Annotated in this window: 17 protein-coding genes and 1 tRNA gene; 10 read left to right on the top strand and 8 right to left on the bottom strand. The window is 63.6% G+C overall.

The genetic code is table 11. The features are described from left to right. Window positions 1–4: 4 nt before the first annotated feature. Both WNZ15_RS03455 and WNZ15_RS03450 read right to left on the bottom strand, forming a co-directional pair. A complete protein-coding gene (locus tag WNZ15_RS03455) occupies window positions 5–1,033 on the bottom strand; it encodes an ABC transporter permease (RefSeq protein WP_342891534.1) in 1,029 nt (342 codons plus the stop codon). Beyond that, entirely contained in the window at window positions 1,030–2,583 is a 1,554-nt protein-coding gene (locus WNZ15_RS03450) for a sugar ABC transporter ATP-binding protein (RefSeq protein ID WP_342891533.1), read from the bottom strand. Before WNZ15_RS03450 ends, WNZ15_RS03455 begins: the two co-directional genes overlap by 4 nt. Window positions 2,584–2,719: 136 nt before the next feature. On the opposite strand from WNZ15_RS03450, the gene mtnK reads away from it, so the two are divergent. Genes mtnK through WNZ15_RS03430 form a run of 4 tightly spaced genes read left to right on the top strand, consistent with a single transcriptional unit; the run spans window position 2,720 to window position 6,747 of the window. Next, window positions 2,720–3,982: an S-methyl-5-thioribose kinase gene (mtnK, locus tag WNZ15_RS03445; protein WP_342891532.1), complete on the top strand. Its 1,263-nt coding sequence runs from the start codon at window positions 2,720–2,722 to the stop codon at window positions 3,980–3,982. Further along, window positions 3,979–5,088, top strand: a complete 1,110-nt coding sequence (gene mtnA, locus WNZ15_RS03440; protein WP_342891531.1) for an S-methyl-5-thioribose-1-phosphate isomerase — start codon at window positions 3,979–3,981, stop codon at window positions 5,086–5,088. The genes mtnK and mtnA overlap by 4 nt, the downstream gene beginning before the upstream one ends. Beyond that, a complete protein-coding gene (locus WNZ15_RS03435; protein ID WP_342891530.1) occupies window positions 5,085–6,077 on the top strand; it encodes a sugar-binding transcriptional regulator in 993 nt (330 codons plus the stop codon). The genes mtnA and WNZ15_RS03435 overlap by 4 nt, the downstream gene beginning before the upstream one ends. 4 nt (window positions 6,078–6,081) lie before the next feature. Beyond that, complete coding sequence (locus WNZ15_RS03430; RefSeq protein WP_342891529.1) at window positions 6,082–6,747, top strand: class II aldolase/adducin family protein; 666 nt, start codon at window positions 6,082–6,084, stop codon at window positions 6,745–6,747. Window positions 6,748–8,188: 1,441 nt separating this feature from the next. Here WNZ15_RS03430 and rpsA read toward each other — a convergent pair. The 3 genes from rpsA to aroA form a co-directional block, all read right to left on the bottom strand. Further along, window positions 8,189–9,949, bottom strand: coding sequence for a 30S ribosomal protein S1 (gene rpsA, locus WNZ15_RS03425; RefSeq protein ID WP_342891848.1), 1,761 nt, complete (start codon window positions 9,947–9,949; stop codon window positions 8,189–8,191). A 214-nt stretch (window positions 9,950–10,163) separates the two neighbouring features. Beyond that, window positions 10,164–10,790: a (d)CMP kinase gene (cmk, locus tag WNZ15_RS03420; RefSeq protein WP_342891528.1), complete on the bottom strand. Its 627-nt coding sequence runs from the start codon at window positions 10,788–10,790 to the stop codon at window positions 10,164–10,166. Then, complete coding sequence (gene aroA, locus WNZ15_RS03415) at window positions 10,787–12,154, bottom strand: 3-phosphoshikimate 1-carboxyvinyltransferase (protein ID WP_342891527.1); 1,368 nt, start codon at window positions 12,152–12,154, stop codon at window positions 10,787–10,789. Before aroA ends, cmk begins: the two co-directional genes overlap by 4 nt. A gap of 438 nt (window positions 12,155–12,592) precedes the next feature. Here aroA and WNZ15_RS03410 point away from each other — a divergent pair, with 438 nt between their 5' ends. Together WNZ15_RS03410 and WNZ15_RS03405 are read left to right on the top strand one after the other, a co-directional pair. Beyond that, the gene (locus WNZ15_RS03410; RefSeq protein WP_342891526.1) at window positions 12,593–12,994 is read left to right on the top strand and encodes a TIGR02300 family protein; all 402 of its coding nucleotides are present in this window, start codon (window positions 12,593–12,595) and stop codon (window positions 12,992–12,994) included. Between the two features lie 150 nt (window positions 12,995–13,144). After that, a tRNA-Ala gene (locus WNZ15_RS03405) sits at window positions 13,145–13,220 on the top strand. A 58-nt stretch (window positions 13,221–13,278) separates the two neighbouring features. Here WNZ15_RS03405 and WNZ15_RS03400 read toward each other — a convergent pair. After that, on the bottom strand, window positions 13,279–13,749 hold the full coding sequence (locus WNZ15_RS03400; RefSeq protein ID WP_342891525.1) for an Lrp/AsnC family transcriptional regulator: 471 nt from the start codon (window positions 13,747–13,749) through the stop codon (window positions 13,279–13,281). 122 nt (window positions 13,750–13,871) lie between these two features. Here WNZ15_RS03400 and WNZ15_RS03395 point away from each other — a divergent pair, with 122 nt between their 5' ends. The 4 genes from WNZ15_RS03395 (at window position 13,872) to WNZ15_RS03380 (ending at window position 17,533) form a co-directional block, all read left to right on the top strand. Further along, window positions 13,872–14,819, top strand: coding sequence for an aminotransferase class IV (locus WNZ15_RS03395; protein WP_342891524.1), 948 nt, complete (start codon window positions 13,872–13,874; stop codon window positions 14,817–14,819). 97 nt (window positions 14,820–14,916) lie between these two features. Then, entirely contained in the window at window positions 14,917–16,293 is a 1,377-nt protein-coding gene (locus WNZ15_RS03390; RefSeq protein WP_342891523.1) for an NAD-dependent succinate-semialdehyde dehydrogenase, read from the top strand. Window positions 16,294–16,363: 70 nt separating this feature from the next. Then, a complete protein-coding gene (locus tag WNZ15_RS03385) occupies window positions 16,364–16,870 on the top strand; it encodes a glutathione S-transferase family protein (RefSeq protein WP_342891522.1) in 507 nt (168 codons plus the stop codon). A 60-nt stretch (window positions 16,871–16,930) separates the two neighbouring features. After that, on the top strand, window positions 16,931–17,533 hold the full coding sequence (locus tag WNZ15_RS03380; RefSeq protein ID WP_342891521.1) for an SDR family oxidoreductase: 603 nt from the start codon (window positions 16,931–16,933) through the stop codon (window positions 17,531–17,533). Between the two features lie 81 nt (window positions 17,534–17,614). Here the strand turns inward: WNZ15_RS03380 and WNZ15_RS03375 are convergent, their stop codons facing one another. Together WNZ15_RS03375 and WNZ15_RS03370 are read right to left on the bottom strand one after the other, a co-directional pair. Beyond that, window positions 17,615–19,288, bottom strand: a complete 1,674-nt coding sequence (locus WNZ15_RS03375; protein ID WP_342891520.1) for an ABC transporter ATP-binding protein — start codon at window positions 19,286–19,288, stop codon at window positions 17,615–17,617. Next, window positions 19,285–20,157 carry a metallophosphoesterase gene (locus tag WNZ15_RS03370; protein WP_342891519.1) on the bottom strand — a complete coding sequence of 291 codons (873 nt, stop codon included), beginning with the start codon at window positions 20,155–20,157 and terminating at the stop codon, window positions 19,285–19,287. Before WNZ15_RS03370 ends, WNZ15_RS03375 begins: the two co-directional genes overlap by 4 nt. Window positions 20,158–20,201 lie beyond the last annotated feature (44 nt).

The raw sequence follows: 20,201 nt of genomic DNA, 5'->3' as shown, positions 1-20,201 counted from the left end.
GGCGTCACGCTGTTCTCCTGCCGCCGCGCCGCGAGGACAGGTAGAACGTAAAGACAAGGGCGGCGACAAGCACGGCGCCCTTGACGAAGTCCTGCATGTAATAAGGGGCGTTCATCATGGTCAGCCCCTGGAGAAGAATGCCGACAAAAAGGGCGCCCGCCGCCGTCCCGAACGCGTTCGGACGGGCCGCGCCTAGAACCGCGAAGCCGATCAGGGCGGCGGCGACACTGTCGAGCAGAAGGTTGTTGCCCGACGCGATGTCGCCGCGGCCGAGCCGTGCGGCGAGCAGGATGCCGCCGACCGAGGCGAGCATGCCGGAGATCATGTAGGCGACGATCTTGTAGCGGTGCACATTGGTGCCGACCAGACCGGCGGCGCGCTCGTTGGAGCCGATGGCATACATCAGCCGGCCGTGGCGCGTGTAGCCGAGAAACAGCCAGATGATCAGGGCGATCAGCAGGAAGAGAACCACGGGAACCGGCAGCAGCCGGTCCAGAAACAGATCGAACCGGTGCCGGCCGAGCCAGAGGAAGGCAGCGGAAAAGGTGCCTTCGGCAACCGACCCGTCCGACAGATTCATGCCGGTCGCGATGGAATTGCCCTGGGTCGGGATGCGCTGCAGGCCGATCAGCAGGAACATCATGCCGAGCGTCGCCAGAAGATCGGGCACGCGCATCTTCACGATCAGAAGCCCGTTGATCAGCCCGACAAGGGCCCCCATGGCAAGACACACGACGACGGCCACGAACGCCGACTGTTCCAGGATCACCATGGTATAGGCGGACAGCATCAGCGCGGAGGTCGCGACCGAGCCGATCGACAGGTCGAAACCGCCGACGACCAGCGTGCAGGTCACGCCAAGGGCCAGAATGCCGGTGATGGCCACCGACTGGAAAATGAACACCGCCGACCGGGCGCTGGCAAAACCGCTGGCATAGATGCTGAAGAAGACCGCAAGTCCGCACAACAGCACGATGAAACCGTAGCGGATGGCCAGCTCGAGTGCGGTCCTGGAGGTGTCGTTTGATGTCATGCCATTGCCTGGTTCTGAGTTTGGGACGGAGAAGGCAGAGTGTCCGGAGCCGGCGCCCGGACGGGGCCGGAGACAGCCGTGACCAGCTTGTTCAGGTCCACGTCCCTGTTGACGTATTCACCGGCGATCATGGCCTCGTTGAGGACGATGATCCGGTCCGCGATTTCGAGGGCCTCGTCGATTTCGGCGACAAAGACAAGCGTCGTCCGGCCGGCGGCTGTCTGGCGGATATAGTGTCCGATGTCCCGCCGGGCGCCGATATCCACACCCTGAAACGGCTCGTCGAGCAGGAGCACCCGCGAGGCCTTCAGCAGCCAGCGGCCGATCATGACTTTCTGCTGATTGCCGCCCGAGAGTGTGCCTATGCCGTCCCGGTCGCTCTGACACTTGACGCCGATCCTGTCGATCATGCCGCTGCAGGCCTGCCGCTGGGCGCGCTCGCTCAGGAACGAGAACCGGCTGAAAGCCTTCAGGAAGGGCAGTGTCATGTTGTCGGCGATGTCGAAATCCGCGATCACCGCGTTCACGCTGCGGTCTTTTGGCGACATGAACACGCCGCTGGCGACGGCTTCTGTGGCACTTGTCGGGCGGTAGGCCTTTCCGTCGAGAAACAGAACGCCGCCCGCCGGTTCGGCAAGGCCGAATAGAACCTCGGCGAGTTCGGTGGTGCCGCTGCCCAGAAGTCCGGTGAACGCGATGACCTCGCCTTCCCCGGCCGTGAAGTTGATTGGCGGGCTGTCCTCGAACAACCGCAGCTCTCTGGCTTGAAGAACGGCTTCGCCGCCCTTGACCGGATCGATATCCACTTCGGTCATCTGGTGGCCGAGCATGGCATTGACCGCACCGACATAATCGAGCGGCTCCGTGTCGAAGAGGCCCGAAACGGCACCGTCGCGCATGGAGACGATCCGGTCCGCCACCCGGCGGATGTCGGACATGCGGTGGGAAATGTACAATATCGCGACGCCGTCGGCCCTGAGCCTGTCGATCAGGGCGAACAGCCTCTCCGCCTCGGACGCGGACAGGGACGAAGTCGGTTCGTCCAGGATCAGGAGCTTCGGTGATCTTGCGAGTGCCCGGGCGATCGCGATCATCTGACGGTCGGCGACGTCGAGATCCGCGACACGGGTGCGCACGTCCATCGTCAGACCCATGCTCTCGGCGACCGCGCGGGCCTGACGGCGCAGTTTGCGGTCGTTGACGAACAGGCCGACACCCGGCTCGGTCAGGCGGTCGAGGGTCAGGTTGGTCGCAACGTCGAGATCGGGAATGACACCGTCGTCGATGGACTGGTGCACGGTGACGACACCCTTGGAAATGGCATCGGCCGCATCCACCGGCGCATAGGGGGCGCCGTCCAGCTCGAGCCTGCCCGAATCCGCGAAATGGTAGCCGCACAGGATCTTGACCAGCGTCGATTTGCCGGCGCCGTTCGCGCCCATCAGGGCCGTGACCTCACCGGCGCGCAGGTCCAGGTCGATCCCGCGCAGCACGTGATTGTGTCCGAAGGATTTCTCCAGACCGGTCAATTTGCAGGTGATGTCTTTCACCTTTCCTCCCAATTTTTGACGAGCTCCTCTCTCGCTGCAATCGTTACAGCACGGTGAATAGCCTTTTGTCAACTGAGTTGACTTTTGAATAATCTTGACCTTTATTCGAGAAAAATCGGGAGGAAAGTGCAGCAAGATGAACACACCGGATCTCTATCGCCCCCTAACCCCTGAAGAGCTTGGCGGCCGTCTGTCGGCAGTGCCCGTCGTTGCCGCACGCGTCGGCGAGGACCCGGCGCGATGGACGGTGAAAGAGGTCGGCGACGGCAACCTGAACCTGGTTTTCATCGTGGAAGGGCCAGTGGGCACGGTGATCGTCAAGCAGGCGCTGCCCTATGTGCGCCTGGTGGGGGACAGCTGGCCGCTGCCGCTCTATCGCGCCTATTACGAGAACCATGCGTTGGTCCGGCAGGCGGAACGTGATCCGGGCTCCGTCCCTGAGGTCTATCATTTTGACGAGGCCCAGGCGCTGATCGTGATGGAGTTCCTTTCGCCCCACAAGATCCTGCGGCGCAAGCTGATCGACGGCGAGAAGGTCGCAGGTCTCGGCGGTTTTCTGGGACGCTTCTGTGCCCGCACGGCGTTCCGCGGTTCGGAGCTTTCCCTGAAGAGCGCCGACAAGAAAAAGGATGTCGGCCTGTTTTCCGGCAATGTCGAGATCCCGGCCATCACCGAAGCGCTGGTGTTCACCGATCCCTATTACGACGCCAAGATGAACCACCACACGCCGGGCCTCGATCCGGTGGTGGCGGACCTGCGCGCGAACCCGCATCTGAAGGCGCGGGCGCAGCGCATGCTGATGAAGTTCGCCTCCAACGCCGAGACGATGCTTCACGGCGACCTGCACAGTGGCTCGATCATGTCGACGGATGCCGAGAGCAAGGTCATCGATCCGGAATTCGTTCAATACGGTCCCATCGGCTTCGATGTCGGCATGCTTGTCGCCAATTTCCTGATGGCCTATTTCAGCCAGCCGGCGCATCGCGAGGCATCGGCTCTCCTGTCCTATCAGGACTGGATCCTCACGGTCATCGAGGAGGTTCTCACCGCCTTCGAAGCCGAATTCAGGACACTCTGGTCCGCTGAGCGCACCGGAATGCTGTATCCGGCTGCCCTGTTCGAGGATCAGGGGCAGTCGTCGGTGGAGGCTTGCAGCGAGCTGCTGGCGGAAATCCGCTCCGATGCCCTCGGATTTTGCGGTATCGAGATGCATCGGCGCACGCTTTCACTGGCCCACAACGCGGATTTCGAGGACATAGGCGACGAAACTCTCAAGCGCCGCCTCGAAACGCGCAATCTCCTGATGGGGGCCGAACTGCTTCTGCGGGCCGAGGAGATCGGCACGAACGGGATGCTTCTCGATCTGGCCCGCCAATTCAACGCAAAGGATGTTCCATGAAGGTCAACGGCACCCATTACCGCTCCCTCTGGTGGGATGACAGCAAGGCCGCCCTGCAGATCATCGATCAACGCTGGCTGCCGCATGAATTCCGGATCGAGCAGGTCGATACACTGGAAAAATTCGCCGACGCGATCGTGGAAATGCGCGTGCGTGGCGCGCCGCTGATCGGTGCGACCGCCGCCTACGGCATGGCCCTGGCTGCCCGGCTCGACCCGTCCGACGCGCATCTTGACCGGGCCTGGGACACGCTCGACCGGACGCGCCCGACGGCGATCAACCTGCGCTGGGCACTCAACCGCTGCAGAACGCTGCTGAAGGGGCTGCCTGAAGGCGCGCGCGCCGACGCCGCCCTGAAACTCGCTCACGAGATTTCCGACGAGGATGTCGAAATCAATCGGCAGATCGGTCTCAACGGCCTGGAGATCATCCGCGGGATCGCCGCGGCCAAGAAGGATGGCGAACCTGTGCGTTTGCTGACCCATTGCAACGCCGGCTGGATCGCGACAGTCGACTGGGGCACGGCAACCAGCCCGATGTATCATGCCCATGATGCCGGCGTGCCGATCCATGTCTGGGTGGACGAGACCCGTCCGCGGAACCAGGGGGCGCTGACCTCGTGGGAACTCGGCAGCCACGGCATTGCGCACACCTACATCACCGACAATGCCGGTGGCCATCTGATGCAGCACGGCCTTGTCGACATGGTCATCGTCGGAACCGACCGCACCACCCGCCGGGGCGACGTCTGCAACAAGATCGGCACCTACCTGAAGGCGCTGGCGGCAAAGGCGAACGACGTGCCTTTCTATGTGGCATTGCCGTCGCCGACCATCGACTGGACGGTCGACAACGGCGTCGTCGAAATCCCGATCGAGGAACGCAATGAACGGGAAGTCACGCATATCCAGGGGCTTACAGAGCAGGGCTCCATCGGCCAGGTCCAGGTGACACCGCCCGGGACCCCCGGCGGCAACCCGGCCTTCGACGTGACGCCGAACCACCTCGTGACAGGCCTGATCACCGAACGTGGCGTCTGCGAGGCGAGCGCGGAAGGGCTTGCGGGCCTGTTTCCGGATCTTGCCAATCTCGAAAAGAGCGCATGACGCCGGGTCCGGGCAAATCCCGGTCGGGTGACGCAAAAACCGTCGCCCGCGCCCGGTCCCAGGACGAGGCGATCATCGAGGTGACCTGGTGCTACTACCAGGAAGGCATGAACCAGAACGAGATTGCCGAACGGCTCGGCATCTCGCGCGCGACCGTGGTCAATTACCTGTCCGAGGCGCGGCGGCGGGACTATGTCCGCATCACGCTCGATCATGACATCTTCCGTGACCAGGAACTGGCCCGCAAACTGGTGGACCGGTTCGCTCTGCGCGATGCCGTCGTCGTGCCGTCCTCGCCTGACGGCGCGGACCAGTCGCTCGACCGGGTGACCCGGGTGGTGTCGGACTGGCTTCCCAGCCTGCTGGAGCCGGGCGATCGCCTCGGGGTGGCCTGGGGCGAGACCGTCTACCGGGTCGCGGAAGCCGCACCCCGTGTCCCCATGGAAGGGCTGACCGTCGTGCAGCTTGTCGGGTCGCGGCCCGCCGCGCTCGGTTTTGCGGCGGAAACCTGCTCGGCCACGCTGGCGCGCCGCTACGGCGCCCATTGCATCAATCTTCACGTCCCGCTTCTCCTGTCGGACAAACAGCTTGTCGACCGTCTCAAGCAGGAACCGGTGATCCGGGAACAGCTCGACGCGGTCGCCGACTGCAACAAGACCCTGTTTGCATGCGGCACCTGTACCGCCGACAGCCACGTCGTCCATGCAGGGCTGCTCGACCGGTCCGACGTGGACGCCTGCGCCGGCAAGGGCGCCGTTGGCGTCATCTGCGGCCGGCTGATCGATCACAAGGGCGCGGGCGTCAGGCGGGACATCGAGGACCGCATGATCGCCGTGACCCTGGACCAGATGAAAAACAAGGACATGGGACTTCTGGTCGGATCCGGCCCCGCCCGGGCAAGGCCCATGCTGGCCGCCATCCGGGGCGGCTACGCCACCCATGTCGCCACCTGCTCGCAAACCGCCGCCGAAATGCTGGAGCTCGCCTGAAATCATGCCGAATACACTCTATCAGGACACGCCGGACCTCAGGCAGGCGATCATAGACGCCTGCCGGGACATGAACTGCAGGGGGATCAATCAGGGCACCTCGGGCAACATTTCGGCCCGGGCCGGCGACCGGATGATCATCACACCCTCAGGTGTTGCCTATGACCGGATGACGCCGGACATGCTGGTGTCCCTGCCGCTAGACGGCAAGGGTGCGCCGGAAGGACCGTTGCCGCCGTCGACGGAATGGCAGTTCCATCTGGCGTTGCTGCGGGCAAAGCCGGAGATGAACGCCATCGTTCACGCCCATCCGGTGCATTGCACGGCGCTGTCCATCAACCGAGAGGAAATACCGGCCTGCCACTACATGATCGCGCTGTTCGGAGGCAACACCGTGCCACTGGCCGGTTACGCCCTGTTCGGCAGCGAGGAACTCGCGGACAACGTGGTCGCCGCCATGCGCGACCGCCATGGCTGCCTGATGGCGAACCACGGCGCCGTGGTAGCCGGCGAGACGCTCGACAAGGGCCTCTGGCGCCTGGAGGAACTGGAAGTGCTCGCCCGCGCCTATATCCTCAGCCGCAGCATCGGCACGCCGCATATTCTCTCCGACAGCGAAATCGACAGCGTCCTGGGCGCGGTTGCCAATTACGGCCTGAAGACGGCCTGAGCGGGAACGCAAAACCAGCGCAGGGCAAGGAGGCATGGGCCGTGTGCCCTCCAAGGGCCGGCCTGTGAGGGCCCCGGGAGGATGGCGGAAAAGACGGAATACCGCTCCGCTCGGCATCCTTTCGGAACCACGTCCCGGCCACCCCCGCAGCGCCTTCCCCCCTCTCCCCCGGGCCTTCCCCTTCTCCCCCAGGGTCCTTCCGGAACCATGCCCCGGCCACCCCCCGCAGCGCCTTCCCCGACTTGATCGGGGATCCATCCCACCTCGCCACCCGGTAGCAGGCTTGATCCGGCCACCGCGCGGCAACTGCCATGAACAATCCGACCGCTCTGCGAACGAATGGACCCCCGGTCGCGCTGCGCTTGCCGGGGGAGTCGCCTAGGGGCGAGGCGGGAGCATACTGCGGCTGTGTGATGCGTCCGGGACTTGCAGTCGTGAAGGAGGTGCTCAGGCTCGCGGTGCTCTTAACAGGATTGCCGACCCAAACAACCGCGTCGGATCGATACCGTGCCCCCGCCACACCCTGCAGCGCCTTCCCCGACTTGATCGGGGACCCATCCCACGTTGCCACCCGGCAGCACGCTTGATTGAACCCATCGCGCGGCAACCGCCATGAACAATCCGACCGCTCTGCGAACGATTGGACCCCCGGTCGCGCTGCGCTTGCCAGGGGAGTCGCCAAGGGGCAGGGCGGGAGTGTGCTGCGGCTGTGTGATGCGTCCGGGACTTGCAGTCGTGAAGGAGGTGCTCAGGCTCGCGGTGCGCTTAACAGGATTGCCGACCCAAACAACCGCGTCGGATCGATACCGTGCCCCCGCCACACCCTGCAGCGCCTTCCCCGACTTGATCGGGGACCCATCCCACGTTGCCACCCGGCAGCACGCTTGATTGAACCCACCGCGCGGCAACCGCCATGAACAATCCGACCGCTCTGCGAACGAATGGACCCCCGGTCGCGCTGCGCTTGCCGGGGGAGTCGCCAAGGGGCAGGGCGGGAGTGTGCTGCGGCTGTGTGATGCGTCCGGGACTTGCAGTCGTGAAGGAGGTGCTCAGGCTCGCGGTGCTCTTAACAGGATTGCCGACCCAAACAACCGCGTCGGATCGGTACCGTGCCCCCGCTACACCCCGCAGTGCCTTCCCCGACTTGATCGGGGATCCATCCCACGTTGCCACCCGGCAGCACACTTGATTGAACCCACCGCGCGGCAACCGCCATGAACAGTCCGACTGCTCTGCGAACGATTGGCCCCCCCGGTCGCGTTGCGCTTGCCGGGGGAGTCGCCAAGGGGTGGGGCGGTAGTGTGCAGCGTCAGGGAGGGCAATCGTGAAGGAGGTGCTCGGTCTGTCGAGGGACACAACGGGCTGGACCCTGCCGAAATGCAAAAAGCCCGGCATCGCTGCCGGGCTTTCGCGTTTTTCGATCTGATGACGCTCAGATTGATCAGTCGTCGGACTGCTGCTTCAGAGCCGCACCGAGGATGTCGCCGAGGGACGCGCCGCTGTCGGAGGAACCGTACTGTGCGACGGCTTCCTTCTCTTCGGCGATTTCCAGAGCCTTGATCGACACGGTGACCCGGCGGGTCTTCTTGTCGAACTGGGTGATGCGGGCATCGAACTTGTCGCCGACGGAGTATCTTTCCGGACGCTGTTCTTCGCGGTCACGACTGATGTCCGTGCGGCGGAGGAACGCTGTCAGGTCGCTGTCAGCGATCTTGACGTCCAGACCGGCATCCTTGACTTCGATGACTTCACAGGTAACGACGGAGTTCTTGCGAAGTTCACCGGCAGCGCCGGAGTCCATCGGGTCGCCGGAGAGCTGCTTGATGCCAAGCGAGATGCGCTCCTTGTCGACATCGACGTCCAGAACGACGGCCTTGACCATGTCGCCCTTCTTGAACTCTTCGATGACTTGCTCGCCCGGACGGTTCCAGTCGAGATCGGACAGGTGAACCATGCCGTCCACGTCGCCGTCGAGGCCAATGAACAGGCCGAATTCGGTCTTGTTCTTGACTTCGCCTTCGACTTCGGTGCCGGTCGGGAACTGCTCGGCAAAGGCATCCCACGGGTTCTGCAGGGTCTGCTTGAGACCGAGCGAGATGCGGCGCTTGACCGGATCGACTTCCAGGATCATCACTTCGACTTCCTGGGAAGTGGAAACGATCTTGCCCGGATGAACGTTCTTCTTGGTCCAGGACATTTCCGAAACGTGGATCAGGCCTTCGATACCCGGCTCCAGTTCGACGAAGGCACCATAGTCGGTGATGTTGGTCACGCGGCCGGTGAACTTGGCGTCGATCGGGTACTTGGCTTCGATACCGTCCCACGGATCGGTTTCGAGCTGCTTCATGCCCAGGCTGATGCGATGGGTTTCCTGGTTGACGCGGATGATCTGCACCTTGACCGTCTGGCCGATGGTGAGAACTTCCGACGGATGGTTGATGCGGCGCCACGCGATGTCGGTGACGTGCAGCAGGCCATCGATGCCGCCAAGGTCGACGAACGCACCGTAGTCGGTGATGTTCTTGACCACACCTTCCACGGTATGACCTTCTTCCAGGCTCTGGACCAGTTCCGAACGCTGTTCGGCGCGGGTTTCTTCCAGAACGACACGGCGGGACACGACGATGTTGCCGCGGCGCTTGTCCATCTTCAGGATCTGGAACGGCTGCGGCGTGTGCATCAGCGGGGTCACGTCGCGGACCGGACGGATATCGACCTGCGAACGCGGCAGGAAGGCAACGGCGCCATCCAGGTCGACGGTGAAGCCGCCCTTGACCTGGTTGAAGATCTGTCCATTGACCTTCTCGCCGGCTTCGAACGCAACTTCGAGGCGGACCCAGCTTTCTTCGCGGCGAGCTTTTTCGCGCGACAGAACAGCTTCGCCGAGCGCGTTTTCGACACGCTCCAGGTAAACTTCGACTTCGTCGCCGACACCCATTTCGCCGTCGCGGCCCTTGGCGCCGAATTCCTTCAGCGGCACGCGGCCTTCAACTTTCAGGCCGACGTCGATGACGGCCAGGTCTTTTTCGATGGCGACGACGGTGCCTTTGACAACGGCACCTTCGTAAAGGTCGTTATGGACGAAGGACTCCTCGAGAAGAGTCGCAAAATCCTCAATGGAGGGATTGAAATCAGACAAATGTTTCTCCTGGCGCCAGTTGGCGCGCCGCCGGCGGGTTGGTGTTGCACTCCGGAACTTCAGTCTCCCGGGACCGCGATTTTCGCTGATCCTTCCGTTCCTCCAGGAAACGGGCCGGCGGGGCGGGAGCCGGAAAATCCGGTCTCGTCACAGGACGCAAATCAGGAGCGCCCTGCCGAAATTCGGTTTGTTCTTTAAAAAGAACCGCCGGCCTCAAGGCCGGCAAGCGTTCCGGATGCACGAACAGGGGCGCACCGATGGTGAACCCCAGATCCTCTCAGGCATCCCTGGCGCGGGAGACGATGTCCACAGCCGCCTGGAACGCGGTCTCTATATCCATTTCTGTCGTATCAAGCAAGACCGCATCGTCAGCTTGTTTCATCGGAGCCACGGTTCGCTGGCTGTCGCGCTCGTCCCGGCGCTTCAGATCGTCCAGAACGGAGGCGTACACGGCTTCCTGGCCCTTGGACAGCATTTCGTCGGTGCGGCGCCGCGCGCGCGCCTCGGAAGACGCGGTCACGAACAGCTTGACGGTGGCATCCGGGCACACGACCGTGCCGATGTCGCGGCCGTCCAGAACCGCGCCCGGAGGAACCCGGGCGAACCGGCGCTGCAGCTCGACCAGCTCCTTGCGCAGGCCGCCGAGAACGGCGATCCGGGAAGCCGCTTCGCCGATTTCATGCGCGGACAGAACGGATTTGTCCATCTGCGCGAGATCGAGATGGCGGGCGATGTCGATGGCGATGGTTTCGTCGCCGAGCGGCAGGCCCCTGACAAGAAGGGCGGCGGCCACGGCCCGGTAGGTCAGACCCGTATCCAGATGCCGGAGGCCGAAATGGTCCGCCAGCCGCCGTGACAGGGTGCCCTTGCCGGACGCGGCCGGCCCGTCGATTGCGATGATCATGCGGCCTCGCTGGCGTTGGCGGCGACTTGTGCGCCCAGTCCCTCGAAAAGACCGGTGAAATCCGGGAAGCTCGTGGCGATCACGGCACCGTCGTCGATGGTCACCGGCTTGTGGGCGGCCATGCCCAGCACCAGGAACGACATGGCGATGCGGTGGTCGAGGTGGGTGACAACCGTGCCGCCACCGATGGCGTTGGCCCCGCCGGTGACGGTGAGTGTGTCTTCGGTCTCGCGGCAGGGAACGCCGTTGGCCTCAAGGCCCCGGGCGACGGCCGCCAGGCGGTCCGACTCCTTGACGCGCAGTTCTTCAAGGCCCGGCATGAACGTGTCTCCCGTGGCAAAGGCGGCGGCAACCGCCAGCACGGGATATTCGTCGATCATCGACGGTGCCCGTTCCGCCGGCACGGTGACGCCCTTCAGACGGCTGGCCCTGACACGCAGGTCACCGACCTCCTCGCCGCCGGTCTCGCGCCGGTTGACGATCTCGATATCCCCGCCCATCTCGATGAGCGTGGTGATCAGCCCGGTGCGGTGTTCGTTGAGAAGCACATTGCCGATGGTCACGTCGGAACCCGGCACGATCAGGGCGGCAACCACCGGAAAACCTGCGGAGGACGGATCGCCGGGAACATCGATATCCTGTGGTTTCAGCTCCGGCTGGCCCTTGAGCCGGATCACCCGCTCGCCCGCGTCGTTCAGCGTGACCGATATGTCGGCGCCAAATCCCTTGAGCATTCTTTCGGTATGGTCCCGGGTCGGGATCGGCTCGATCACCGTGGTTTCGCCCGGCGCGTTGAGGCCGGCCAGCAGCACGGCGGATTTCACCTGGGCGGAGGGCATCGGCACGCGGTAGGTCAGCGGCAGGGCCAGCTCCGGTCCGCGAATAGAAGCCGGCAGCCTGTCGCCGTCCCGCGCGATCACGTTCGTGCCCATGTCACGCAAGGGGTTCAGCACCCGGCCCATCGGCCGTTTGGACAGGGAGGCGTCGCCGACAAAGGTAGCGGCAATGTTGTGGCTGCCGAAAATGCCCATGGTCAGGCGCACGCCGGTCCCGGCATTGCCGAAATCGATGACATGCTCGGGCTCCAGCAGGCTGCCCAGCCCGATGCCGTCGACAGTATAGCTGCCGTCGGTCTGTTTCTCGATGGTGGCGCCGACGGCCCGCATGGCATCGGCCGTGGCCAGCACGTCCTCCGATTCCAGGAGGCCCTTGACGGTGGTGCGCCCGACGGCGAGCGCGCCGAACATCAGCGATCTGTGGGAAATGGATTTGTCGCCGGGCACGCGGATCGTGCCGGTAAGGGGGCTGCCCATACGCGATGTGAGCGGCCCGGATGCGCCCTGCGGCGCGGTATCGTGTGACATTTGAATGTCCGCAACTAGGATCGGTTGTCAAAAGGTGACACGTCCTATCACGCGGATGCGGCTGCGTCATCCATTGACACCCGCATTTCCCGCAGGGACGGATTTTTGCGCCGGTCCGCACCGGCGGCCAGCCGAACGGCTGCCTGGAAGGTCATCCGGACAGGCATACAGGCGGGCATTCGGGCGGTGGTCCTTGCCGCGCATCGCCGATGGCTCCGCAGGCCGGCCACAGATCCGGGCGGGAGGGCATAAAATGCACCGCTGGATGCAGGGAGTGTGGGAAAGGCATTGTGTGACGCTTGAAATTTGGTGCGCAACATGCAGAACAATGGGCCCTGTAACTTTTTTCTCCGATTTGTCTTTGACAGGGAAACCTCCGAAGGCTATGGGGCTGCCCACTAATTCAAGTCGGCTAATAACTTTAAGAGGGTGAGCACAGTGGCAAAACCTGAACTAGGCACGAAGCGGCTGTGTCCGGGCTGCGGCTCGAAATATTACGATCTCAACCGGGAACCGGTGACCTGCCCGAAATGCGGCACCGTGTTCGAGACGGTCATGACGAGCCGGGCTGCGAAAGCGGCCAAGGTGGAGGAAAAGGCCCAGGAAGACGAGGAAGAGGAGGAGCAAGACGCTGCTGCTCCGGAGATCGTCACCCTTGAGGAGGCCGACGCGGAAGCTGAAGGCGACGACGTGCCTGACCTTGAAGGCGGCGAAGTCGAGCTGGAAGAAGATGAGGACGACGCCAGCGGCAGTGACGACGTGTTCATCGACGACGAGGACGAGGACGAAGAGTCCGTTCCGGGCATCCGCGTCGAATCCGACGACGACGTCGATCGCTAAGAGACTGATCAGGCAGGGAATTTTCCCTGCCTGTTGTTTTCCGGGGCAGACGGGAAATTTCGTTCCATTTTCTGCTTGATCTTGCCTGGAGGTGTGACTATGTTCCGCCTCCATCGACGCCGGAACCCAAGCCGGCCGGTTACGGAACACGGGGCCATAGCTCAGCTGGGAGAGCGCTTCGCTGGCAGCGAAGAGGTCAGGGGTTCGATTCCCCTTGGCTCCACCATTCCTTCTCTTTCGCGATAATTTCCCTTGAAATTGGACGTGTGTCACGCCGCAGCCTCTCAGTCCGCCAGCGGCACCTGAAGGCTCGTCTTCACCCGGTCCACGACCACCGATGTCGCGAACCGGCGGATATTGGGGTTCTCGACGAAGACCTGACGCGAAAAGCGGTCGTAGTCCTGCATGTCCCTTGCCAGAACGATCAGGATGAAATCGGCGTCGCCGGTGATGTAGTAGCACTGCTGCACTTCCTCCAGGGCCATTATTGACCGTCTGAAGTCGTCCAGCAGGTCGACGCGCTCCCGCTCCAGTTCGACCTCGACGACGAAGGTCATCCGTGCATCGATTTTTCCGGGATTAAGCTGCGCGACCTCGCGCTCGATGACGCCGGTCTCGTTGAGCCGTTTCAGGCGCCGCTGAACCGAGGAGCGCGACGCGCCGACCCGGTCGGCAAGCGCGTCTGCGGACAGCCGGGCGTCCTGCTGCACGATGGACAGGATCTTCCGGTCGATCTGGTCGAGGGAAGTGGGCAATTTGCATCTCCAAATTGATAGTATTGATGCAATTTAACCGGTAGGAAACTCAACGTCGAGCAAAACAGGTCAAATTCTTGAGCTAGCCTGTTCCGGTGTCAGCAAAGACGGAGCGCCAGCCGATGAAACCGGAACCGACCCTTTCCCACAGCTATTCGGATCCTCACCCTTATCCCGCCGGTGTTGCCTGGCAGGACGGGCAGTACATTCCGGTTTCTGAAGCCAAGATTTCCGTTCTGGACTACGGCTTCCTGCATTCCGATGCGACCTATGACACCGTGCATGTCTGGGACGGGGCGTTCTTTCGCCTCGACGCGCATATCGAACGGTTCCTGGCCGGGGTCGAGCGGCTGCGCATGACATTGCCGGTTTCCGCCGGCGAGATACGCGAAATCCTGCATGGGTGCGTCGCGCTCTCGGGTCATCGCCGGGCTTATGTCGAAATGATCTGCACCCGGGGAGCTGCCCCCGATTTCAGTCGTGACCCGAGGTCTGCCGTCAACAGGTTCCTCGCCTTTGCGGTGCCATATGGCTCTGTGGCGAGCGACGAGCAGATGCGGCGCGGCCTGCATGTGAGTGTAACCGATGTGACCCGGATTCCGCCTGGCAGCGTCGATCCACGTATCAAGAACTATCATTGGCTCGATCTGATCGGCGGCCTTTTCGAGGCCTATGATCGGGGCGGCGAGACCGCGCTGTTGCTGGACGGTGCCGGCAATATCGCGGAAGGTCCGGGCTTCAATGTCTTTTCCGTCCGAGGCGGCGCCCTGCTGACCCCCGCCGCCGGCGTCTTGCGCGGCATCACGCGCCGCACCGTCATGGAGATCTGTCATGAGCTCGGACTTCATGTCGACGAGGGCGCGGTGTCGCCGGAGGCGTTGCGCGGTTCCGACGAGGTTTTCATCACCTCGACGGCGGGCGGCATCATGCCGGTCACCCGGATCGACCGGCACGACGTGAACGACGGCGAGGTCGGCCCGATCACCGAAACGATCAGGCGGACCTATTGGCAATGGCACACGGATCCCCGGTTCATCGAGGAAGTCTCCTATCCGTCGCCGCAGGCTTGAGTGCGCGCCAGAAAAAGTCCTTCACCACCTGAACCTCCGCCAATTCCGGAACCTTGAGCCGTTCCGGCAGTTAGCCCTGTGAACCACAGGAGCTTTCATGCCGAAGATCACCACCGTCAATCCCGCGACCGGGAAAGAAATACAGTCCTACGACATGATGAGCGAGGCCGAGGCGGTCGGTCGGATCGAGACATGTCACGCTGCCTTCGAGAAGTGGCGCGAGCTGTCTCATGAAGAGCGCGCGCCATATCTGAACCGGATTGCCGCGAAGCTGCGCGACAACGCGGATGAGCTCGCCGAACTGATGACGGCGGAGACCGGCAAGCTCTACGGGGACGGCCTGACCGAGGTCGAGATCTGCGCCCTGCTGTTCGAGTATGCCGCCCAGAACGGTCCGGACATTCTGGCCGACGAGGAGCGCACCCACGGCGCCAACGGCAAGCGGGCGGTGGTCACCTATCAGCCCGTCGGTGTCATCTATTCGATCCAGCCCTGGAACTTTCCGCTGTATCAGCCGGTCCGCGTGCTGGCCGCCAATCTGATGACCGGCAACGGCTGCGTGTTGAAACATGCCAGCATCTGCACCGGCTCGGGGCTGCGCCTGCGCGAATTGTGCATCGAGGCGGGCCTTCCGGAGGATCTCTTCCAGGTGATCCTGATCGACCACGACACCAGCGACAAGCTGATCGAGCACCCGAAGGTGCGCGGCGTGACACTCACCGGCAGCGACGGCGCCGGTCGCCATGTCGGCAGTGTTGCCGCCAGGGCGCTGAAGAAGACCGTGCTGGAACTGGGCTCGAACGACGCCTACCTGGTGTTGGAAGATGCCGATATCGAAACGGCGGTGAAATTCTCGGTCATGGGCCGGCTCTACAACAACGGCGAGACCTGCGTGTCCGCCAAGCGCTTCATCGTCACCGACAAGGTCTACGATCAATTCGTCGAGGCTTTCGTGGCACAGATGCAGGAGATCACCCTCGGCGACCCGCTGGACGAGGCGACGCAGCTCGGCCCGCTGTCCAGCCAGGACCAGTTCGAGACGGTCTGCGACCAGGTGGAAAAGAGTGTCGCAAACGGCGCAAGGGTCTTGTGCGGCGGCAAGGTTCCCGACCGCACCGGCGCCTATTATCCTGCCACGGTGCTCGTCGATGTCAAACCCGGCATGCCCGCCTATGACGACGAGATCTTTGGTCCCGTCGCCGCGGTCATCCGCGCGCAGGACGATGAAGACGCCATGCGGCTGGCCAACGACAGCCGCTACGGTCTTGGCGGCGGCATCTTCTCCAGTGACGAGGACCGGGCCCTGGAGCTGGCCCGCAAGCATTTCGACACCGGCATGGTGCACATCAACTCCTTTGGAGCGGCGGATCCGAACATGCCGTTCGGCGGGGTCAAGGACAGCGGCTACGGCCGTGAGCACGGCGGCTTCGGCATGAAGGAATTCGTCAACGTGAAGGCGGTGTACCTGCCATGATCACGCTTCACGCTTTGAAATTTTCGCGCGCCACCCGGGTCCTCTGGCTGTTGAACGACCTCGGTCAGCCGTGCGAGCGCCGAAGGACCTTGCCGCAGCGCATCCCCTGGGCAAGTTCCCGGTCATCGAGGACGACGGTCAGGTGATTGCCGAATCGGCGACGATCCTGCGCTATCTGGTGGACAAATACGGTGACACCGGCCATCAGCCAGAGCGTGGCACGCCCGCGTTCTGGCATCACGAGGCCCTGCTCGACTATGTCGAGGCGTCGTTTGCCGAGGTGGCTCTGGCTGCAATTCTGCCCGCCTTCGCGGGACAGGACGTGCCGGAACCCGCCAGAGCCGCTCTCGACCTTCACATGTCCTACATCGCCGGAGAACGGGACACCGGGCCGTTCCTGTGCGGCGCCGGGCTGACCCTGGCCGATATCCAGATGTCCTACCTTCTGGCGCTGCTGGAGCGGTTCGGGTTCCTGAAGACCGCTCCGCGCATCATGGCCTATTGGCAAGGATTGCAGGAGCAGCCCGGCTACATCGCGGCGGTCGACGCCAGCGGGCCCATGGCACCTCCGGGCTGAGGGGCGCCAGAAAGCGCCAGAATTTTCCAGAAACAGACAGACTACGAAAAGGAATTCCAGATGAGATTCAATGTTCTTGTCGCCGGGGCTACCGGCAAAACCGGCCAGCTTGTGATTGACGAATTGATCGCACAGGGTCACGCGCCGACCGCGCTCGTGCGCGCGGGGTCCGATATCGAGACTCTGCCGGAAGGTGTCGCTCTGCGCCAGGGCGACCTGACAGCCTTGCAGGCCGGTGTCTGCCAGGGGATGGATGCCGTTGTCTTCGCGGCCGGGTCCGGCGGGTCCACCGGAGCGGACATGACCGAAAAGGTCGACCGGGACGGGGCGCAAAAGCTTGTGGACCAGGCGCGGGAGGCCGGCGTGAGACGGTTCGTGATGCTGAGTTCCGTTGGTGCGGACCAGAGCGATCCGGACGGCGATCTGGCGCATTATCTCAAGGCCAAGCATGATGCCGACGAACATCTCAAGGCCTCGGGCCTGAACTTCGCCATTCTGCGACCCGTCGCCCTGTCGGATGAGGACGGCAGCGACGGTGTCGTTCTGGGCGCCGATGTCGACAAGACCGCGACAGCCAGCCGGGCCGATGTCGCCCGCCTCCTCGCCGTTGCGGCGACGACGGACCGCTTCGACGGGGCAGCCGTGGACATGCAGTCGGCCTGATCCCGCCGTTTCTTTTCACAGGCGGCGATGACAGGTCCGTGCGCCCCTACAAGGCGCGCCCTGCCATCGACGGTCTGTCTCCTAGGCGGACAGCGATACCGGTGCGTCGCCGACGGGAACACCGGCTGCCTGCTTGCGGCGCCTGACGGGAATGCCGGAAGGGACGGCCGAGAGGAGCCGTCTTGTGTAGGCATGCCGGGGCGCGGCCAGCAACTCGCCGGCAGGACCCGTCTCGACGATCTCGCCCTTGTACATGACCGCGATGCGGTGGCTGACGCGCTCGACCACGGCGATGTCGTGCGAGATGAACAGAAAGGCAAGACCGTCGCGGGCCTGCAGTTCCAGCATCAGGTCGGTGATCTGGCGGGCAATCGAGACATCGAGCGCCGAAACGGCTTCATCGGCGACGATCAGCTTCGGTTCGACCGACAAGGCCCGGGCGATGCACAGCCGTTGACGCTGACCGCCTGAAAACTGATGCGCGAAACGATGGATGGCATCGGTTTCAAGACCGACCCTTGCGAGGAGCCGCGCCGCCAGGTCCTTCTGATCCCTGCGCGACACAAGCCCGTGGATCCGTGCCGGTTCGGTGATCAGTTCATGGACCGGAAGGCGTGGATTGAGGCTCGCATAAGGGTCCTGAAAAATCATCTGGGCCTCCTTGCGGCTTCGCCTGAGTGCCGCTTTCGAGGACCCCGTCAGATGGTTTCCGTCAAGAAGAACCGTGCCGCTTTCCGGCTCGATCAGGCGCAGGATGGAGCGCGCCAGGGTGGACTTGCCGCAGCCGGATTCCCCGACCAGTCCGAGTGTCTCACCCCGCGCGATTGTGATGGACACGCCCTTTACGGCCAGAACACCCTCCGAGGCCTTTGAAAACAGGCCCGTCTTCGAAGCGAACCGTGTCGACAGGCTGTCCACCTCCAGCACCATGTCCGTGCCCGTGGCCTTCGTGCTGCTGCCGGTGCCCAGCTTTGGCGTTGCGGCCATCAGTGTCTTCGAATAGGCGGCTTGCGGCCGGTTGAAGAGATCCCCAACGGCAGCTTCCTCGACCTTCTCCCCGTGCCGCAACACGACCACCCGGTCCGCCATCTCCGCGACCACGCCCATGTCGTGGGTGATGAACAGGACGCCCATGCCGATCTCTGCCTGAAGGCTCCTGATCAGCGACAGGATCTCGGCCTGGGTGGTGACGTCAAGGGCCGTGGTCGGCTCGTCGCAGATCAGCAGCCTGGGCCGGCAGGCGAGGGCCATGGCGATCATGACGCGCTGGCGCAGGCCGCCGGAAAGCTCATGCGGGTACTGGTCCAGCCGCCGGACCGGTTCGGGAATGCGAACCTGATCCAGGGCCTCCTGCGCGGCTTTCAGCGCCTCCCGGCGGGACAGGCGCCGGTGCCGGATGAAAACCTCGGCAACCTGGTCGCCGATTTTCAGAACCGGATTGAGCGAGGTCATCGGTTCCTGAAACACCATGGAGATCGCATTGCCGCGCAGCCGGGTCAGTTGCACGTCGTCCAGCGCTCTCAGGTCCCGGCTGGCATCGCCGTCAGCCAGCAGAATTCGGCCCGACCGGATGGTGCCGCCTTCGCGCTCGATCAGGCGAAGGATCGCAAGCGCCGTCGCGGACTTGCCGGAGCCGGATTCCCCGACCAGCGCCAGTGTTTCGCCTGCATGGATTTCAAAGGAAAGACCCTTGACCGCTTCATGCGTGCCAAAGGAAATCCTGAGGTCCTCAACCGCAAGGACAGGTCCGCTCATGTGAGGTCTCCGCGTCTTTTTGCAGCTGTTTCGACGTGCTGGCTGAAGGGCGGCAGCACTGGCGTCCAGCGGGTGGCCGTCGGCCGGAAGGAAAAGGCGAACGGATCGCGGCCCCGGACCTGCCACGAGACTGTGTCATCGAGTTCCAGCAGGGAAAAGGCACCCGCGGGTTCGCCGCTGGTGGTAAAGCTCTCGGTGAGCGACTGCTGAGTCAGATGGGTGATGCCGTCGACGGTGGTGACGGTGTTCCAGTGGACATGGCCGGACAGGCAGACGACCGGGAACCGGCATTGCGCAAGGGCCGCCCGGGCACGCTCGGCCATCGGATAGGTGGAAGCGGACGGATTGCGTTCGAAATAGTAGTTGCCGGTCTGACCATGGCCGGATACGGGCACATGGCTCAGGACCAGAAGCGGGCGGTCAGTGGTCTGTGCGACCCGCGACAGCCACAGAAGGTCCGCCTCGCGCAGGATGAACCCCGTGTGCTCCGGCTTGCGCATGATCTTGCTGTCCGCGCGCCACAGGACGATCCGCCAGCCGCCGGCATCGAACGTGGTGTTCACCATCGGCTGACCCAGGATGGCCTCGTTGTCGGCAACCTCCAGATGATCGCGGTCGTGGTTGCCGTTGATGTGATGGATGGGGGCCTCGACGGCCTTGAAGGCTTCGGCGACTTCCCTTTCGAGCCGAAGGTCCTCGTCCCGGCCGATGTCGGAAATGCGGTCGCCGAGATCGACGACGAAATCCGGTCTGGCGTCATTGGAAAAGCGGGCGAAGTCCGCCATCAGGTCCAGCGCGGTATCGCCGCGCTTGGTGGCGGAGGGGGCGCCGTGATGAATGTCGGCGACAACGGCAATACGGACTGACACGGGCGGGTTTCCTGACTGGAGACTACAATTGGGGGAGGGGTGCC

Source organism: Roseibium sp. AS2 (assembly GCF_038900065.1).
Lineage (GTDB): Bacteria > Pseudomonadota > Alphaproteobacteria > Rhizobiales > Stappiaceae > Roseibium.
This window is presented reverse-complemented; position numbering and strand designations above follow the sequence as displayed.

Bases quoted from the DNA above. Each gene is read 5' to 3' on its own strand.
- WNZ15_RS03455 (WP_342891534.1), bottom strand. From the start codon at position 1,033: ATGACATCAAACGACACCTCCAGGACCGCACTCGAGCTGGCCATCCGC.
- mtnK (WP_342891532.1), top strand. From the start codon at position 2,720: ATGAACACACCGGATCTCTATCGCCCCCTAACCCCTGAAGAGCTTGGC.
- mtnA (WP_342891531.1), top strand. From the start codon at position 3,979: ATGAAGGTCAACGGCACCCATTACCGCTCCCTCTGGTGGGATGACAGC.
- WNZ15_RS03435 (WP_342891530.1), top strand. From the start codon at position 5,085: ATGACGCCGGGTCCGGGCAAATCCCGGTCGGGTGACGCAAAAACCGTC.
- WNZ15_RS03430 (WP_342891529.1), top strand. From the start codon at position 6,082: ATGCCGAATACACTCTATCAGGACACGCCGGACCTCAGGCAGGCGATC.
- cmk (WP_342891528.1), bottom strand. From the start codon at position 10,790: ATGATCATCGCAATCGACGGGCCGGCCGCGTCCGGCAAGGGCACCCTG.
- aroA (WP_342891527.1), bottom strand. From the start codon at position 12,154: ATGTCACACGATACCGCGCCGCAGGGCGCATCCGGGCCGCTCACATCG.
- WNZ15_RS03395 (WP_342891524.1), top strand. From the start codon at position 13,872: ATGAAACCGGAACCGACCCTTTCCCACAGCTATTCGGATCCTCACCCT.
- WNZ15_RS03390 (WP_342891523.1), top strand. From the start codon at position 14,917: ATGCCGAAGATCACCACCGTCAATCCCGCGACCGGGAAAGAAATACAG.
- WNZ15_RS03380 (WP_342891521.1), top strand. From the start codon at position 16,931: ATGAGATTCAATGTTCTTGTCGCCGGGGCTACCGGCAAAACCGGCCAG.
- WNZ15_RS03375 (WP_342891520.1), bottom strand. From the start codon at position 19,288: ATGAGCGGACCTGTCCTTGCGGTTGAGGACCTCAGGATTTCCTTTGGC.